The organism is Lysobacter sp. TAB13, assembly GCF_052113885.1.
GTDB classification, from domain to species: Bacteria; Pseudomonadota; Gammaproteobacteria; order Xanthomonadales; family Xanthomonadaceae; genus Lysobacter; species Lysobacter gummosus.
Window position 1 is genome coordinate 1 of record NZ_JBFRDR010000353.1, and the last position, 376, is coordinate 376.

Sequence of the window (376 nt, forward strand, 5' to 3'; positions counted from 1 at the left end):
GAAAATCGCGTGAAACCCGACAACTTCGCCGCGCAGCCCAGATGCAATGCCGCAATTAGGCACGAATCCAGCCTGTTCCGACGTCCTCGAGCCTCTGCGACCTAGAAGGTTATGTCCGAATGCAAGCCTCCAACCCCCTGAGCCGCTATGCCCCGCAGGCTCTCGCCGTTCTGCGCATCGTGACCGCGCTGATCTTCATCATCCACGGCACCCAGAAGCTCTTCGGTTTCCCAGCCGCGCCCGCCAGCGGCCTGCCCGCCGCCTTCACGCTGTTCTGGTTCGGCGCCATTCTCGAGGCCTTGGGCGGCTTCCTGATCCTGATCGGCTTGTGGACTCGCCCCGTCGCCTTCGTGCTGGCCGGCGAAATGGCCTATGC

At 63.6% G+C, this 376-nt stretch carries 1 protein-coding gene; it reads left to right on the forward strand.

What is annotated here, in order from left to right:
* Positions 1-119: 119 nt before the first annotated feature.
* On the forward strand, positions 120-376 hold a 257-nt coding region (locus AB4Y92_RS26505; protein WP_441822332.1), incomplete at its 3' end, for a DoxX family protein.